This window comes from Streptomyces rimosus, from assembly GCF_008704655.1.
Lineage (GTDB): Bacteria > Actinomycetota > Actinomycetes > Streptomycetales > Streptomycetaceae > Streptomyces > Streptomyces rimosus.
Map to the genome: position 1 here is coordinate 9036104 of NZ_CP023688.1, position 14748 is coordinate 9050851.

General features: G+C 71.6%; 18 protein-coding genes. 9 read left to right on the forward strand and 9 right to left on the reverse strand.

Annotated features, from left to right (window positions below):
* From CP984_RS39520 to CP984_RS39545, 6 genes are all read left to right on the forward strand, one after another.
* Complete coding sequence (locus CP984_RS39520) at window positions 1-954, forward strand: ABC transporter ATP-binding protein (protein WP_003980677.1); 954 nt, start codon at window positions 1-3, stop codon at window positions 952-954.
* Window positions 951-1784 (forward strand): ABC transporter permease, encoded by an 834-nt coding sequence (locus CP984_RS39525; protein ID WP_003980675.1) that lies wholly within the window; start codon window positions 951-953, stop codon window positions 1782-1784. Before CP984_RS39520 ends, CP984_RS39525 begins: the two co-directional genes overlap by 4 nt.
* Before the next feature lie 92 nt (window positions 1785-1876).
* The gene (locus tag CP984_RS39530) at window positions 1877-2128 is read left to right on the forward strand and encodes a hypothetical protein (protein WP_003980674.1); all 252 of its coding nucleotides are present in this window, start codon (window positions 1877-1879) and stop codon (window positions 2126-2128) included.
* A gap of 107 nt (window positions 2129-2235) precedes the next feature.
* Window positions 2236-2649: a DUF3662 domain-containing protein gene (locus tag CP984_RS39535; RefSeq protein ID WP_003980673.1), complete on the forward strand. Its 414-nt coding sequence runs from the start codon at window positions 2236-2238 to the stop codon at window positions 2647-2649.
* Between the two features lie 225 nt (window positions 2650-2874).
* Window positions 2875-3780 (forward strand): RNA polymerase sigma factor SigF, encoded by a 906-nt coding sequence (locus CP984_RS39540; RefSeq protein ID WP_032920468.1) that lies wholly within the window; start codon window positions 2875-2877, stop codon window positions 3778-3780.
* A gap of 52 nt (window positions 3781-3832) precedes the next feature.
* The gene (locus CP984_RS39545; RefSeq protein ID WP_202480905.1) at window positions 3833-4099 is read left to right on the forward strand and encodes a DUF5133 domain-containing protein; all 267 of its coding nucleotides are present in this window, start codon (window positions 3833-3835) and stop codon (window positions 4097-4099) included.
* 61 nt (window positions 4100-4160) lie between these two features.
* On the opposite strand, the gene CP984_RS39550 is transcribed toward CP984_RS39545, so the two are convergent.
* The 3 genes from CP984_RS39550 to CP984_RS39560 all read right to left on the reverse strand — a co-directional run bounded on the left by CP984_RS39550 (window position 4161) and on the right by CP984_RS39560 (window position 6064).
* On the reverse strand, window positions 4161-4997 hold the full coding sequence (locus tag CP984_RS39550) for an alpha/beta hydrolase (protein ID WP_003980670.1): 837 nt from the start codon (window positions 4995-4997) through the stop codon (window positions 4161-4163).
* On the reverse strand, window positions 4994-5587 hold the full coding sequence (locus CP984_RS39555) for a TetR/AcrR family transcriptional regulator (protein WP_003980669.1): 594 nt from the start codon (window positions 5585-5587) through the stop codon (window positions 4994-4996). The genes CP984_RS39550 and CP984_RS39555 overlap by 4 nt, the downstream gene beginning before the upstream one ends.
* A gap of 129 nt (window positions 5588-5716) precedes the next feature.
* Window positions 5717-6064, reverse strand: coding sequence for an ArsR/SmtB family transcription factor (locus CP984_RS39560; RefSeq protein WP_003980668.1), 348 nt, complete (start codon window positions 6062-6064; stop codon window positions 5717-5719).
* A gap of 146 nt (window positions 6065-6210) precedes the next feature.
* Between CP984_RS39560 and CP984_RS39565 the strand changes: the two genes are divergently transcribed.
* The gene (locus tag CP984_RS39565) at window positions 6211-7314 is read left to right on the forward strand and encodes a Gfo/Idh/MocA family protein (RefSeq protein ID WP_003980667.1); all 1104 of its coding nucleotides are present in this window, start codon (window positions 6211-6213) and stop codon (window positions 7312-7314) included.
* Between the two features lie 26 nt (window positions 7315-7340).
* Here CP984_RS39565 and CP984_RS39570 read toward each other — a convergent pair whose 3' ends face one another.
* Entirely contained in the window at window positions 7341-7808 is a 468-nt protein-coding gene (locus tag CP984_RS39570) for an RICIN domain-containing protein (protein ID WP_030178459.1), read from the reverse strand.
* Between the two features lie 440 nt (window positions 7809-8248).
* Window positions 8249-9394: an FAD-dependent monooxygenase gene (locus CP984_RS39575; RefSeq protein ID WP_003980665.1), complete on the reverse strand. Its 1146-nt coding sequence runs from the start codon at window positions 9392-9394 to the stop codon at window positions 8249-8251.
* A 191-nt stretch (window positions 9395-9585) separates the two neighbouring features.
* On the opposite strand from CP984_RS39575, the gene CP984_RS39580 reads away from it, so the two are divergent.
* Window positions 9586-10551, forward strand: a complete 966-nt coding sequence (locus CP984_RS39580; RefSeq protein ID WP_003980664.1) for a TetR/AcrR family transcriptional regulator C-terminal domain-containing protein — start codon at window positions 9586-9588, stop codon at window positions 10549-10551.
* On the opposite strand, the gene CP984_RS39585 is transcribed toward CP984_RS39580, so the two are convergent.
* Entirely contained in the window at window positions 10541-11071 is a 531-nt protein-coding gene (locus CP984_RS39585; RefSeq protein WP_003980663.1) for a methylated-DNA--[protein]-cysteine S-methyltransferase, read from the reverse strand. The genes CP984_RS39580 and CP984_RS39585 overlap by 11 nt on opposite strands.
* Window positions 11072-11414: 343 nt before the next feature.
* Here CP984_RS39585 and CP984_RS41695 point away from each other — a divergent pair, with 343 nt between their 5' ends.
* Window positions 11415-12362 carry a hypothetical protein gene (locus tag CP984_RS41695; protein ID WP_003980662.1) on the forward strand — a complete coding sequence of 316 codons (948 nt, stop codon included), beginning with the start codon at window positions 11415-11417 and terminating at the stop codon, window positions 12360-12362.
* Between the two features lie 199 nt (window positions 12363-12561).
* Here the strand turns inward: CP984_RS41695 and CP984_RS39590 are convergent, their stop codons facing one another.
* The 3 genes from CP984_RS39590 to CP984_RS39600 form a co-directional block, all read right to left on the reverse strand.
* Complete coding sequence (locus tag CP984_RS39590; RefSeq protein ID WP_003980661.1) at window positions 12562-12978, reverse strand: DUF779 domain-containing protein; 417 nt, start codon at window positions 12976-12978, stop codon at window positions 12562-12564.
* Window positions 12979-13063: 85 nt separating this feature from the next.
* Window positions 13064-13843: an SDR family NAD(P)-dependent oxidoreductase gene (locus CP984_RS39595; protein WP_003980660.1), complete on the reverse strand. Its 780-nt coding sequence runs from the start codon at window positions 13841-13843 to the stop codon at window positions 13064-13066.
* 71 nt (window positions 13844-13914) lie between these two features.
* Entirely contained in the window at window positions 13915-14700 is a 786-nt protein-coding gene (locus tag CP984_RS39600) for a TetR/AcrR family transcriptional regulator C-terminal domain-containing protein (RefSeq protein WP_003980659.1), read from the reverse strand.
* Between the last annotated feature and the right edge of the window lie 48 nt (window positions 14701-14748).

Consider the following 14748-nt stretch of genomic DNA (forward strand, 5'->3'; position numbering starts at 1 on the left):
ATGTCCGGCAATCTGGCGATCCACGCCGACGGCCTGCGCAAGAGCTATCCAGGGCCGGGCGGCGCGGTGGAGGCCGTGCGCGGCCTCTCCCTGAGCGTGCCGAAAGGAGAGTTCTTCGGACTGCTCGGCCCCAACGGCGCCGGCAAGTCCACCACCATCGGCATGCTCACGACCATGGTCCGTCCCTCGGCGGGCCACGCCGGGATCTGCGGCCTGGACGTGGCCGCCGACCCGGTGGCGGTCAAACGGCGCATCGGCGTGGTGGCGCAGGACAACACCCTCGACATCGAGCTGACCGTGGCCGAGAACCTGGAGTTCCGCGGCCGGTACTTCGGCCTCGGCCGCCGCGCCGCCCGCGCCAGGGCACAGGACCTCCTCGCGCTCTTCGGCCTGACCGACCGCGGCCGGGCCCGCGTCTTCGAACTCTCCGGCGGACAGCTCAAACGCGTCATGATCGCGCGGGCCCTGGTCCACCGCCCCGACGTGCTCTTCCTCGACGAGCCCACGGCCGGCCTCGACCCGCAGTCCCGCCTCCACCTGTGGGACATCCTGCGCGGACTCCAGGCCGACGGGCAGACGATCCTGCTCACGACGCACCACATGGAAGAGGCCGAGACACTGTGCGACCGGCTGGCCGTGATCGACCACGGCCGGGTACTGGCCTGCGACAGCGCCAAGGCGCTGCGCGACTCGATCGGCGCCGAGACCGTCGTCACCGTCGTCCACGAAGGCGGCGACTTCGACCTCGCCGCGGTGCGCGCGATGGCGCGCGCCGACCGGGTGGAGGCCGCGGACGGACAGGTACGGGTCTTCGCCAAGGACGCCGACGGCGTGCTCAGCGACCTGGTCGCGCTGGCCGCCAAGGCCGGGCTCACCGTCCTCGACGCGTCCCAGATCAGCCCCAGCCTGGAAACCGTGTTCCTGACGCTGACCGGACGGGAGTTCCGCGAATGACCACCACCGTACTGACGAAGGCGCCCGCCGTCCGCAGCCGGGCCCTGCACACCTTCGCGGCCATGATGGCGCGCGACGCCCGGGTGCTGCGCCGCAACTTCGTGATGAGCGCCGTACGCATCGTCATCCAGCCGCTGCTGTTCGTCTTCGTCTTCGCCTATGTGCTGCCGAAGGTGGGCGGCGGCGGGGCCGGGCCCGGGGGAGAGGCGTTCTCCACCATCATGGTGCCCGGCCTGGTGGGCTCCTCCATGGTCCTCCAGGCGATGGCCGCGGTGACCTTCCCCCTGGTCATGGAGCTGTCCGGGCCCGGCGCCATCGAGGACCGGGCGCTCGCTCCGGTCTCGGTCCGGGTGCTCGGACTCCAGAAGATCCTCTCCGCCGTCGTCGAGGGCCTGGTGGCGGGCGTCCTCGTCTTCCCCGTCGTGCTGCTGGTGCACGCCCAGGGGCAGGGCCCCGCGGTGTCGGTCGCCAACTGGCCGATGCTCGTCTTCGTCCTGCTCGCGGGCGCGGTGCTGGCCGCCGCGATCGGCATGTACCTGGCCACCCGGATCGACCCGCGCCAGATCCAGGTGCTGTTCACCCTGGTGATGTTCCCCGCGATGATGCTCGGCTGCGTCTACTTCCCGTGGTCGTCGCTGGACGGCACGCCCTGGCTGCAGATCGCCGTGCTCTTCAACCCGATGGTCTACATGAACGAGGGGCTTCGGGCCGTCCTCACACCCCAGGTCGGCCACATGCCGACGTGGGCCTTCGTCACGGCCCTGGCCGTGGGCGCGGCCGGGTTCGTATGGCTCGCCATGCGGTCGTTCGCCCGCCGCGTCACGCAGTGACACGGACACCGGCAGGCGCTTTTCCCGGCGCCGCACGTCCGGCCCGCGCCACGTACCGGCAATTCCCTCCCGCAACCGAAAAGGAGACCACCATGTCCGCTTCCCACGAGAACCACACACCCGAGGCCCGCGTTCCGGCTCCGCCGCAGCCGGCCGCACCCGAGGCACCCGCCCCGCCGCCGGCCCCTTCGGTACCCGGCACCCCGGCCGCGCCGTCGGCTCCCGTCGCACCGCGGCCGGCCCGGCCGAAGTCCTCGACGGCCGAGGTACCGCCGCCGTTCGACGCCCCGGAAGCCCCGCCGGCTCCCGAGGCGCCCGCCCCGCCGGAGATCCGGCACCCGTAACCGGTACGGGACCCACGCGGACCGCGGGTCGTCGCCCGCCGCCGTCCACCGCGCCGAATGGGACCACGGGAACCGGGAACCCGGCCGGCATGGGATTGCTCACGCGCATGGAAAAGACGGTGGAGCACTGGGAAAGTGCGCTGGTCGACAAGGTGCTCGGAAACGACCCGGTCGAGCTGTGCGACGACCTGCGACGCGAGTGCGACGGCCACGCCGTGGTGGCCGCCCACGACCGGGTGCTCGTCCCCAACGCCTACAAAGTGGAACTCGCCCCCGCCGTACACGAACAGCTCGGCGAGCGGGAAGCACAGATCGGCCAGGAGCTGACCGACGTACTGGCCCGGCACGCCGCGGAACACCGCTACGAATGGGCCGGCCCGCTCACCGTCCACGTGACCCGGGCCGAGAAACCTCTCGACGGCCGCTACCGCATATCCAGCCAGGCCATGCCCAACATTCCGGCGGACGCGTTCAGCGGGACGCCTCCGGCGGCACCGCGGACGACGGCGTCCGGGACGTGAAGTCGGCAGGAGGGACGGACCTGTGAAGGGATTTGCCACGATCTGTCCAACTTAACGGCCCTTGCGGGCGAATGCCCCAACATGCCGCCTTGCTCCCTCCCTTGGCGTGACCTGGTGTCACGTCCGTCACCTGCGACGACTGTTTTTGATCTGTGAGGAATGACCGGTGCCGAACGGGGAACCCGGTCCTACGCATCGTCGTCGACACTCAGGAAAGGGCGAGTCATGACAACGGCAGCAGTGCGGACTGTGGAGCTCGACCAGACGACCGGCACCGACCGGCCGGCGAGCGGGGCAGCGGGCGTTGCCGAGGGACTGCCGTGGGTCGAGGACGCGGGCAAGATCGCCCCCAAGGACGCACGCGAGCTGTCGAAGCTGTTCTTCGACCGGCTCCAGGTCCTCGAAGAGGGCACGCACGAATACCAGTACGCGCGCAATACGCTCATCGAGATGAATCTGTCGCTGGTGCGGTTCGCCGCCGGCCGTTTCCGCAACCGCGGCAGCGGCGAGATGGAAGACATCATCCAGGTCGGCACGATCGGCCTCATCAAGGCCATCGACCGCTTCGACCTCTCCCGCGAGGTGGAATTCACCTCCTTCGCGGTCCCGTACATCGTCGGTGAGATCAAGCGCTTCTTCCGCGACACCAGCTGGGCGGTGCACGTGCCGCGCCGCCTCCAGGAACTGCGGGTCGAAATCGCCAAGGCCAAGGAAGAGCTCGCCGGCACCCTCGACCGCGACCCCACGGTCAAGGACCTGGCCACCCATTTGAAGATCACCGAGGAAGAGGTCCTGGACGGCCTCATCGCCGCCAACGGCTACGCCGCCGGCTCCCTGGACTCGCCCAACGAGCAGTCCGACGACGGCCCGGCCAACGGCAAGGCCCGTACCGTCGCCGACACCATGGGCGATACCGACCCGGCCATGGAGACCGTCGAGAACCTGCACGCCCTCGCCCCGCTCATCCAGGAACTGGACGACCGGGAGCGCCAGATCATCGAAATGCGGTTCGGCCAGGAAATGACGCAGTCGAAGATAGGGGAGGCGCTCGGCATTTCCCAGATGCACGTTTCCCGGCTGCTGGCCCGTACCCTCCGCAAGTTGCGTACCGGCCTGTGCGTCGAAGCCTGACGGGTTTCCCGTAGCCGATATTCCTACGACGAGAAGAGGACGACACGTGCTGATGGCCCACCCCGCGGTCCTGCGGGATCTTGTCGAGCGCTACGAGACCGCGCGGGCCCACCACGCGGAGCAGGGCAGCGACGCATCGCGCCGGCGGCTGGAGGACGTGACCTACACACTGTGCGTCTCCACCGGCACCCGCAGGCCCGAGGACGCGCTTGCCGTCGCCCGGCAGCAGCTCGCGACCGCGCCCCGCGCGGCGGACACCGTGCGCCGGGTGAAGAACGCGGCACCGGTGGCCGGTACCGAGGTGCAGCTGACCGCCTGAGCACGATGATGCTTGCGCTCCCCCTTCCGGACCGCCGGGAGGGGGAGCGGCCGTTGCTCGCCTAGGCGAGCAACGCCTTCTTGAGCGCCTCGCCGAATCCCACGGAATGCGTGTTCAGGCCGACATGCCCGCCGGGGAAGTGCCGGAGCTCCGTACCGAACCGCTCGGCCATGAGCGCGGCCGGACGGTACGGCAGCTCGCCGCGCGAGTCCTGCCCGCAGGCCAGTACGAGCCGGTCGGACAGCGACGCGAGGCGGTCGAGGTCCGGGACGTACGACATGAAGGCGGGCACGATGCGGCTGATGAAGAACGGCAGGCCGGCCAGTGTTTGTTCGGCGCGCGCCGCCGCCTCCGGCGGAAGTTCGGGCGCGGGCGCCGGCTCGGCGGTGTCATCGTCCTTCTTGAGGCCCGCGGCGAACACCGCCATGGCCGGCATCAGCCCCTGCGTACGGAACGTCTCCTGTACGCGCGCGATGAGCGCGCGGTGCTCGGACGTGTCCGGCAGGACCTCCACCACCGGCGGCTCGTGCGCCACAACGCGTTCGACGCGTTCGGGGTGGGCGGTCAGCAGGTGCAGGGCGGCGATCGCGCCCGAACTGGAACCGAAGACCCGGGCGGGCTCACCCGGCGACAGCAACTCCAGCAGCCGGAACGCGTCCTCCGCGTGTTCCGCCACCCGCTGCTCGGCGCCGGGGTCGTCCAGCGGGCTCCGGGACAGACCGCGCGGATCGTAGGCCGCGACGGTGTACGTGGCGGCCAGCTCGTCGGCTATGCCGTCGAAGGAGGCCGCGCCGCCCGTCCCGCCGGGGATCAGCAGCAGGAGCGGTCCCCGGCCGCGCACTTCGTAGTGCAGGGTCGCGCCGCTCACGCGCAGTCTGCCGATGGTCGGGTCGGTCATGAGGAGTCTCCTTCTCGGGATGGGGGCCAGTGCTCCAGGAGGGTGTGCAGGGCGTCGAGGGCGCGGTCCCAGGAACGCTGCGGCGAGCGCGCGTGCGCGAAACCACCGGCGGCCTCCAGGGCGACAAAGCCATGGAACGTGCTGCGCAACAGCCGCACCGCGTCGGTCAGGTCCGGCTCCGCCAGGCCGTAGCCGCGCAGCATGCCGTACGTCAGCTCGACCGCGCGCCGCGGGCCGGGTGCCTTCGCGGCCAGCTCGGGATCGATGTCGATCGGGATCTGCGTCGCCGTGTAGCGGCCCGGGTGCCGGTGGGCGTACTCCCGCCAGGCGTTGGCGAACGCGACGAGCGCCTCCTTGCCCGCGCGCCCGGCGGTCGCTTCCGCGATACGGATCGTCTTCTCGTCCGCCGCCAGCAGCGCGATCCGCCCGCGCAGATCCTCCAGCCCGCGGACGTGCGAGTACAGGCTCGCGTCCTTCACGCCGAGCCGCCGCGCCAGCCGCGCCATGCTCAGCTGGTCGAGCCCGATCTCGTCCGCCAGCTCGGCCCCCGCCCGCGTCACCCGCTCCGCCGTCAGCCCGGCCCGCGCCATGTGCCCTCCGTACGTTCTTGTATGCCTAGGGGTATTAGTTTTAACCTAGGAGCCCTAGGAACGGCAAACGAAAAAGCGCCGCACCCCACCGGGAGGCGGAATGCGGCGTTCGGAACGAAGAAAGTGTCCCTAGGCGGGGACCGGCTGCGGCGTGCCGCGGTTGGCGCCTTCCTTCAGGACGAGGTCGAGCAGCCCGGGGAAGCGGCGCTCCAACTCGTCCGCGCGCAGGGAGTTGACCCGGCGGGTGCCTTCGTCCCGCTGGCTGATGACGCCCGCCTCGCGCAGCACGCGCAGATGGCGGCTGAGCGCGGACTTGGCGATGGGCAGGTCGAAGGTGCCGCAGGGCACCGCCGACTCGTCGGCGAGCCTGAGGACGATGCTCAGCCGGACCGGGTCGGTGAGCGCGTTCATGACGGCGAACAGGTCGAAGTCCCGCTCGTCGGGGTGGAGCAGCGGGGAGGACGTACGGCTGGCCATGCGCCCAGTATCCCTCACCCGCGGTCGGCGCCGAAGAAGCCCATGTTCACTTTCATGCGAACATGGGCTACTGTCATGATCGCTCGCCCCGGCGCGGCAGGCGGCCCGCCGCCGCGCCACCCACCACCCGCCGAAAGGACTTCGCCATGCCCTCCCACACCCCCTCCGCCCCCATCGGCGTCGGCATCATCGGCCTCAGCGCCTCCCGTGGCTGGGCTGCCCGCGCCCATCTGCCCGCGCTCGCCGCCGTACCGGGCTTCGAGGTCCGCGCCCTGTCCGCCAGCACGCCGGAGTCGGCGCGGGCCGCGGGGGAGAAGTACGGCATCCCGCTCGCCTTCGGCAGCGCCGAAGAACTCGTACGGCGCGACGAGGTGGACCTCGTGGTCGTCGCCGTCAAGGTCCCGCACCACCGCGAACTGGCCCTGACCGCCCTCGAAGCCGGCAAGATGGTGCTCAGCGAATGGCCGCTGGGCAACGGCCTCGCGGAGGCCGAGGAGCTGGCCGCCGTCGCCGAGGCCAAGGGTATCCGCACCTTCGTCGGCCTCCAGGCCCGCTCCGCGCCCCAGATCCGGTACGTACGCGACCTGATCGCCGACGGCTACGTGGGCGAGGTCCTGTCCACCAGCGTCATCGCCTCCGGCCGCGGCTGGGGAGCGGAGTTCGAGCCGGGCGGCGCCTACCTCCTCGACCGCACCAACGGTGCCTCCCTGCTCACCATTCCCTTCGGTCACACCATCGACGCCGTGACCATGGCGCTCGGCGAGTTCACCGACCTCGACGCCACACTGGCGACCCGCCGTCCGAAGGTGCGCAACCAGGTGACCGGGGAGCAGGCGCGGATGGACGTGCCGGACCAGATCGCCGTCAACGGCGTACTCGAAGGCGGCGCGGTGGCCTCGGTCCACTTCCGCGGCGGCCTGTCCCGCGCCACCAACTTCCACTGGGAGATCAACGGCACCGAAGGCGACCTGCTGCTCACCGGGGACTCCGGTCACCTGCAGTTCGGCCAGGTGACCGTGCGCGGCGCCCGTGGCGAGGACGCCGCGCTCGCCGAACTGCCGGTCCCCGCCGCGTACTCCACGCTGCCCGCACTCGCCGGCCGCGGCACGGAGATGGCGTACACCGTGGCCCACGCCTACGAGCAGATCCGCGCCGACCTCGCGGACGGCACCCACCACGTGCCGGACTTCGCCCACGCCGTACGCCGCCACCGGCTGCTCGACCGCATCGAGCGCGCCGCCGGATTCTGAGGGGGCCCTACGAAGTCCGGCAGTGATCAGCGGCTCTCCAGCCTCCACCACTGGCCCGCACGGTCCCGGTCCTCCCACTGCTGGACGTTGGCCCCCGGCTCCGCGCTGTCGTCCGCGACCTCCAGCAGCAGACCGCTGGCGTAGTTGGTCAGCGTGAAGGTGCCGGGCGCGTCCACATGCTGCTCCAGCAGCCATTCCTGCGCGCCGTAGTTGTTGGCCTTCCACTGCTGGACGTTGGCGCCGTTCTCGGTGGAGGCGCCGGTGACGTCCAGGCGCTTGCCGCTGCCCACGTTGGTCAGGTGCCGCAGCCCGCTGCCCGGGTGGACCTCGGTGATCCGCCACAACTGCCCCGGCGAGCCGTCGTCCTTCCCCTGCCGCACGTTCGCCCCACTGCCCTTGCGGCCGTCCTCGACCTCCAGCAGCAGCCCGCTGCCCACATTCCGCACCACATACGCCCCGTCACCAACCGCCGCGAGCCCCTCCGCGCCACTCACGCCCCGCCCCTTCACTGGTCGAGGCGGCTCCACCGCCGCCAAGTCGCTCAAGTGTACGAAAAGCCCTGTGGCGGCCGTGACTGACGCGCCGAAAGACGAGTCGTGCGGCGATGCGCGCCGCAGGTCCGGGGCCCTCCGGGAAGACCGCTCGAAAACGGTCATGGCATAGCCCCTGCGTTGACTGGCCCGGAGCCAATATACTCGGCAGGGCTTCGGGAGCCCGTCCCGCACGGGACGGCCCCCGGTCGAGGCTGCCTGGGTCGGGTGATGCGGGGGATCGCCCGACCCAGGCCGGCCGCGATCCGGCCGCTCCTCCCGGCCCGCGTACGCGGGTGGTGGGGGGAAGGGAGGAGCGGCAGGCGGAAACGGCGCCGGGTCTGGGGGGCTTGGTGCCGTTTTCCTTGCGCGCGTGCATGCGGGCGGGCCGTGTTGGGGCGCCGTCACTCATCGAGCGTGATCGCGTCCTTCGCCGCGTCGAGGGCCGCTTCTCCGGCGGCGCCCGACATATCTTCCGTGGCCAGGGCCTGATTGCGGGCCACGTACGGCCGCATCCGCTGCTCGTAGCGGGCGAACGCCGTACTGTACTCCCCGTTCGCCCGGCCCAGTTCCGCCGCCAGAACGTACGCGCCCACCAGTGCGAGGCTGGTGCCCTGGCCGGACAGCGGCGAAGCGCAGTACCCCGCGTCGCCGACCAGCGCGACCCTGTCGTCCGCCCAGCGGTCCAGTTGGATCTGGGCCATCGCGTCGCAGTGGAAGTCGGGCGCCTCGCGCATGGCCTTCAGCAGGCGGGGTGTCTCCCAGCCCAGGTGAGCCAGCCGCTCGGCCATCACCGCCCGCTGCCGGGCCGTGTCCCGGTGGTCGAGGCCGATGGGCTCCGACCGGAATCCGACGGTGGCCCGGACCTCGGTGTTGCCGCGCGCCGGATAGACGCACAGGCTCGCGCGGTCGGCGTCCTGGACCCATATCTGCCAGTCCTCCAGGCCGAGGAAGTTGTCCGTCGCAAACACGGCGACATAGGCCCCGAGATGACGGATGAACCGCTCTTCGGGCCCGAAGGCCAGAGCGCGCACCTTCGAGTGCAGTCCGTCGGCCCCGACCACCAGGTCGAAGTCCCGGGGTTCGGTGCGTTCGAAGGTCACGCGGATACCGTCCGGACGCTGGTCGAGGGCGGCGATCGAGTCCCCGAAGACGTACTCGACCCCGTCCCGGGCCCGCTCGTACAGCAGCCCCGTCAGATCGTCACGGAGCAGTTCGATGTCGTCACCGTCCAGCCGGCCGCCGCTGAGCGTCATCTCCGTCGAGCGCCACAGCTCGTTGCCGTCCGCGTCGAGCATCGACATCCCGCGCATCCGGGTGCGCGCCGCACGCGCTGCCGCCAGCAGGTCCATGCGGTCCAGGACATCGAGCGCCGCGCCGCGCACGTCGATCGCCTGCCCGCCGGGCCGTATGGCCGGGGCCCGCTCGACCACCGTCGGCGCGAAGCCGTGGCGGCGCAGCCAGTGGGCGAGGGCGAGCCCGGCGACGCTCGCGCCGGAGACGAGCACGGTCCGGGCGTGCGCGGGGTGTGGGGAAACGGTCTGCATCATGACTCCTCTGTACGGTGTACGCGCTGAATGTACGCCGTACGCGCAGCCTCGCCAAGTGGCTGACCAGCAGCATTAGTTGCTGCTGTACTAGCTCAGAAGCAGCCGTTCGCGGCCTCCTCCCTGCTAGGGTCTGTACTAGTACAGCCGACCTGTGCAGCTGAACATATGGCCGTGTATGGAGGAACACACCGGTGACCGCACACCGCACCCCGCCCTACCAGCGCATCGTCAACGACATCCGGCAGCGCATCGCAGAGGGTGAGCTGGCCCCCGGGGACCGGATTCCGTCGACCCGGCAGATCGCCCGGGAGTGGAACGTCGCCCTCGCCACCGCGACCAAGGCACTGACCGTTCTGCGGCAGGAGGGGACGGTGCACACCCGAGCACGCGTCGGCACCGTGGTGGCGCCTGTCCGGGAAGCCTCCGGCGCGGCCCGGCACACCGCCAAGGCACCCGGAGCCGAGCGCGAGTTGAGCCGTGACGGCGTGGTGCGCGCGGCCATTGCCATCGCCGACGCGGAAGGACTCGCCGCACTGTCCATGCGGAGCGTCGCCGCGCGCCTGGGAACCGCCGCCATGTCGCCGTACCGCTATGTGAACGGCAAGGACAACCTGGTGCTGCTGATGGCCGACACGGTGTTCGGGGAACTGCCACGCCCGGCCGAGGATCCGGCCGACTGGCGGGCCCGGCTGGAGGCCGGCGCCCGGGCGATGTGGGCGCTGCACCGGAAACATCCCTGGCTGGCCCAGACCGGGCCGCTCACCAGACCGCTGCTGCTGCCCAACATGCTCGCCTACTCCGAGTGGATGCTCAGCGCCCTCGACGGACACGGCCTCGACCCGGCGACCATGCTCGACATCAACGTACTGCTGTACGCGCATGTGCAGGGCCTGGCCGTCCACCTGGAACGCGAGGCGCAGGCCCAGGGGGCAACGGGGCTCTCGGACGAGCAGTGGCTCGACACCCAGACCGCCGTGCTCACCCGGCTGATCGCTTCCGGCGCCTACCCGACCTTCGCGCGGGTCGTCGAGGGCTGCGGTCCGGCCGGATACGACCTGGATCTCGACGCCCTCTTCGAACTCGGGCTGCGGTCACACCTCGACGGCCTGTCGTTGCTCATCGAAGCCGGCCGCACCAACCGCCGCCTCACCCCGTAAAAGCCCCCACCACACACCCCGCCCCCTCAAGACGCAGCAACTGTTCCTTGCGCTGCAGCCCGCCCGCGTACCCGGTGAGGGTGCCGTTGGCGCCGATGACGCGGTGGCAAGGGCGGACGACCAGCAGCGGGTTGCGGCCGATGGCGGTGCCCACGGCGCGGACCGCGGCGCGCGGGGCGCCGATGCGGGCCGCGATGTCGCCATAGGTGAAGGTCTCGCCGTACGGGATCGCCTCCAGGGCCTGCCAGACGCGCTGCTGGAAGGGGGTGCCGCCGGGGACGTACTCGATGTCGAAGCGGGTGCGTGTGCCCTCGAAATAGGCGGTGAGCTGGGTGGCGATCTCCGTGAAGGCCGCCGGGGCGTGGGTCCACCCGGGGCCGACCGTGGCGCCGCCCTTCTGGTCCGGTACGGACAGGGAGGCCAGTGCCGTGCCGCCGGGCGCGGTGGCGGACGGCTCACCCACCAGCAGCAGGTCGCCGAGCGGGCTGGCGAGTGTGGTGTGGACCGTCGTGGCCGTCATGGTCCGGCCCCTTTCTCTGTGCTCTCGTGCCGTTCACCGGCTCATCCGTCACCTTCCACTGTGCGGCCGCGCGGGCGCCGCGGCTGGCGGGAATCGGACGTCGCGTCCCCGCCGGTGCCGGGGGCCCCGCAGCGTACCCCGGTGGCCGGTCCGCCGCCCGTTTCCGCTGCTCGCGGGCGCCATGACCGGCTGCCGTCCTGGGCAGGATCACCAGGGAGGACTTCGGCCGGCCGGGCCGCGGCGCGCCGGGGAAGGCCGGGTGTGACCGGGTGGGGGACCGGTCGAGGGGCTCCGGCGCAGCCGTTACGATCGGCGGCATCGTGGCCGTCGCCGGGAGGAAGAGATGGGCCTGTTCCGCCGTGGACCGAAGCGGGATCCGCGCGAAGCCCCGCGCGACGGGGAGTTCTCCTTCTTCTCCGAGCGGGAGGGCGGCGTTTTCCGGTCACAGGTCCGCCAGGCGTTCGCCGAGCGCGGCCTGGAGGTCACGGTGTACGCCGGTGTGGTCGCCGACTCCGCGGGACGGCAGTTCGGGCTCGGCAATCTCGCCGCGGTCTGCCATCGCGACCGGCGCGGCGAGCGGGTGTGGCCCACCATGATCCGCGATCACGTGGGCAAGGTGCTGCGCACGATGGACGGGCCGCAGCCGATGGAAACCCTGTCGGAGGACGAGATCCGGGCCCGGCTGTTCCCGCGGGTGGTCGCCGAGGAGACGCTGCCGCCCGCGGACTCCTTCCGGTACGGACGCGCGCCCGCCCCCGGGCTGCGCGAGGTGCTCGCCCTGGACCTGCCCGAGGCGGTGCAGATGCTCAGCGAGGACTCGCTGACGGACCTCGGCGAGGTGGCCGAGCTGCGGATCAGGGCGCTGAACAACCTGCGCGCGCTGCCGGTCGAGGGCCACGAGACGGTACGGCGCGGCGACGGCTCGTCCTTCGAGGTGGTGCTGGGCGACTCGTTCTTCACCGCAAGCCGGGTGCTGGTCCTGGAGGACCTGGTCGAGCGGGTCATGGGTACGCCGCTGACCGCGGACGGCGCGCTGGTCGCCCTTCCCTTCCGCCACCAGCTGGCCTTCCACCGTATCCATGACTCGCAGGTCGTTCCGGCCCTCCAGGCGATGGCGCAGTTCGCCGCGGCCGGCCACGAGGACGCGGCGGGGGCGATCAGCCCCAACGTGTTCTGGTGGCGGCGCGGCGAGATGACGCGACTGAGCGAGCCGGACGGTGACGGGCTGCGGGTGGTCGTGGACGTGGAGTTCCAGGACATGCTGGAACGGCTGGTCGACGACGAGGCGTGAGGAAGGCAGGAGGAGCGGGAAATGGCCGGGGCCGGGCCGCATGAGAACGGTGTCGTGCGCCCGCGGAAAAATATTCGGGAAATTCCGCCCCGGTGGGGAACCCCGGACCCCCTTCGCTCGTTCAACTGGATGAGGCCCCGCGTCATCCCCCGTGCGCGGGGCCTCACCAGCTACCTGGGCAACGCGCCCCGGCCGTGCCTCACTCGCCCAGCCGCGCCCGCTCCTCCTCGGTGAACAGCCGCGAGCGGATCAGGAAGCGCACGCCCTCCGGCGCTTCGAGCGAGAAGCCCCCGCCGCGTCCCGGCACGACATCCACCGTCAGATGCGTGTGCCGCCAGCGCGCGAACTGGTCCGCCGACATCCAGAAGTCCACCGCCTCCGCGACGCCGTCCACGGACAGCCGCCCCAGCAGCACGTCCGACGCGCCCGTACGGAACTCGCCCGCCGGGTAGCACATCGGCGAGCTGCCGTCGCAGCAGCCGCCCGACTGGTGGAACATCAGCGGACCGTGCGCGGCGCGCAGCGTACGGATCAGGTCGGCGGCCGCCGGGGTGAGCGCGATGCGCCCGGTGAGGGGTTCCCTGCTGCCGGCGTTCGTGGTGTCCATGGCGTCCATCAGGAGGGTCCCGCCTTCCCGGGCGTGCGGCTGTTCATGTGCCACTCCTTCGCCGTCGGCCGTGGTCCTCACCGTACGCGCCGGGTCAGTGGACGGACAGGCCGCCGTCCACGAACAGCGACTGCCCGGTGACGTACGCCGAGGCGCGGCTCGCCAGGAAGACCGCGGCGCCCGCGAAGTCCCCGGCCAGGCCGTTGCGTCCGACCATGGTGCGGGCGGCCAGCGCCGCCACCTGCTCCGGGTCGGACGACAGGCGGGTGTTCAGCGGGGTGGGGACGAAGCCGGGCACGAGCGTGTTGCAGGTGACGCCGTACGGGGACCACGCCTCGGCCTGGGAGCGGGCCAGCGACTCCAGCGCGCCCTTGGACACCCCGTACGCGCCGCTCCGGACGAACGCCCGGTGCGCCTGCTGGGACGTGACGTGGATGATCCGCCCGAAACCCCGCTCGGCCATGCCGGGGCCGAACCGCTGCCCGAGCACGAAGGGCGCCTCCAGGTTCACCGCCATCGTGGTGTCCCACACCGCGTCGTCCAGCTCGCTCATCGGCGGCCGCAGGTTGACCCCGGCGCAGTTGACGAGGATGTCGGGCTCGCCGAAGATCCCGGCTGCCTCCTCGGCCGCCGCGCGCGCGGCCTCCCGGGTGCCGAGGTCGGCGCTCACCCAGGCGGCCCGGCCACCGTCGGCCGTCAATTCATCGACGGTGGCGGTGAGTTCAGCCTCCCTGCGGGCCACGATCACCACGCTCGCGCCGGCGTGGGTGAGGGCGCCGGTGATGGCCCGGCCGATACCGGAGCTGCCGCCGGTCACCACGGCGACCAGTCCGTCCAGCGAGAACAGGGACGAGAGATAGCTTTCCGAAGTCATTGCCGCACCCTAAACGGCAGGTCGCGGGCCGGAGCGGCCGGGGCGGGGCCACTCGGGAGGCGCCCGCCGGATCAGGGGGCGCCGTGTTCCGGAGGTACTCGCCCCGGTTCCACGAGCGCGGCCAATCCGTCCAGTACGCGCGCGAGACCGAAGGCGAACGCGTGCTCCGGGTCGTACGCGCTCTGATGCGTCTCACCTGCGGCGCTGCCGATGCGGGCCGCGCGGGGATAGCGGGAGGGGTCGAAAACCGTGGCCAGGACAGGGGCGTGGGCAGCCCACCACTGGTCATCGGTCAGGGCGCTGTCCCGGGCCGCGGCGCGTGCGTGGAATTCCGCGCGGGCGACGGAGTCCACGAAGCCGAGCAGGTAGGTGAGCGCGGCGTCCGTCGTCACGTCGTCCAGGCCGAGCCCGTCGAAGGCGGCCAGTTCGTGTTCGTACTTGGCCATGACCCCGGGGCCGAGCGGCGGGCGGGAGACCGGCCGTTCCGCCACCCAGGGATGCCGCCGGTACAGCGCGCGGTTCGCGCGCGCGACCGCCTCCAGCCGCGCCCGCCACGGCATGCCGTCGTGCGCCGCGCGCGGCATCCGCAGATACGCGGCGTCCAGCATCAGGTCGAGGAGCGCCGACTTGCCCGGTACGTACGTATAGAGCGTCATCGGTGTGACGCCGAGCCGCTGCGCCACGCTGCGCATGGTCAGCCCGTCCAGCCCGTCCGCGTCGGCGAGCGCGGTGGCGGCCTCGACGACGGCGTCGATGCTCAGCGCCTGCCTGGGGCCGCGCCGGGACGGTCCGCTGCCGGGCTCCCGCCACAGCAGACGCAGGGTGCGGGCCGCGTCGGCGCCCGGTTCTTTGCCCATGGGTCCGTCCTGTTCGTGTGCGGGCGCCCGGTCCGTCCGTCCGGCCAC

What these genes read in the sequence shown, in the direction of transcription:
- CP984_RS39520 (WP_003980677.1), top strand. Translation starts at nt 1, where the DNA reads ATGTCCGGCAATCTGGCGATCCACGCCGACGGCCTGCGCAAGAGCTAT.
- CP984_RS39525 (WP_003980675.1), top strand. Translation starts at nt 951, where the DNA reads ATGACCACCACCGTACTGACGAAGGCGCCCGCCGTCCGCAGCCGGGCC.
- CP984_RS39530 (WP_003980674.1), top strand. Translation starts at nt 1,877, where the DNA reads ATGTCCGCTTCCCACGAGAACCACACACCCGAGGCCCGCGTTCCGGCT.
- CP984_RS39535 (WP_003980673.1), top strand. Translation starts at nt 2,236, where the DNA reads ATGGAAAAGACGGTGGAGCACTGGGAAAGTGCGCTGGTCGACAAGGTG.
- CP984_RS39540 (WP_032920468.1), top strand. Translation starts at nt 2,875, where the DNA reads ATGACAACGGCAGCAGTGCGGACTGTGGAGCTCGACCAGACGACCGGC.
- CP984_RS39545 (WP_202480905.1), top strand. Translation starts at nt 3,833, where the DNA reads ATGGCCCACCCCGCGGTCCTGCGGGATCTTGTCGAGCGCTACGAGACC.
- CP984_RS39550 (WP_003980670.1), bottom strand. Translation starts at nt 4,997, where the DNA reads ATGACCGACCCGACCATCGGCAGACTGCGCGTGAGCGGCGCGACCCTG.
- CP984_RS39555 (WP_003980669.1), bottom strand. Translation starts at nt 5,587, where the DNA reads ATGGCGCGGGCCGGGCTGACGGCGGAGCGGGTGACGCGGGCGGGGGCC.
- CP984_RS39560 (WP_003980668.1), bottom strand. Translation starts at nt 6,064, where the DNA reads ATGGCCAGCCGTACGTCCTCCCCGCTGCTCCACCCCGACGAGCGGGAC.
- CP984_RS39565 (WP_003980667.1), top strand. Translation starts at nt 6,211, where the DNA reads ATGCCCTCCCACACCCCCTCCGCCCCCATCGGCGTCGGCATCATCGGC.
- CP984_RS39575 (WP_003980665.1), bottom strand. Translation starts at nt 9,394, where the DNA reads ATGATGCAGACCGTTTCCCCACACCCCGCGCACGCCCGGACCGTGCTC.
- CP984_RS39585 (WP_003980663.1), bottom strand. Translation starts at nt 11,071, where the DNA reads ATGACGGCCACGACGGTCCACACCACACTCGCCAGCCCGCTCGGCGAC.
- CP984_RS41695 (WP_003980662.1), top strand. Translation starts at nt 11,415, where the DNA reads ATGGGCCTGTTCCGCCGTGGACCGAAGCGGGATCCGCGCGAAGCCCCG.
- CP984_RS39590 (WP_003980661.1), bottom strand. Translation starts at nt 12,978, where the DNA reads ATGGACGCCATGGACACCACGAACGCCGGCAGCAGGGAACCCCTCACC.
- CP984_RS39595 (WP_003980660.1), bottom strand. Translation starts at nt 13,843, where the DNA reads ATGACTTCGGAAAGCTATCTCTCGTCCCTGTTCTCGCTGGACGGACTG.
- CP984_RS39600 (WP_003980659.1), bottom strand. Translation starts at nt 14,700, where the DNA reads ATGGGCAAAGAACCGGGCGCCGACGCGGCCCGCACCCTGCGTCTGCTG.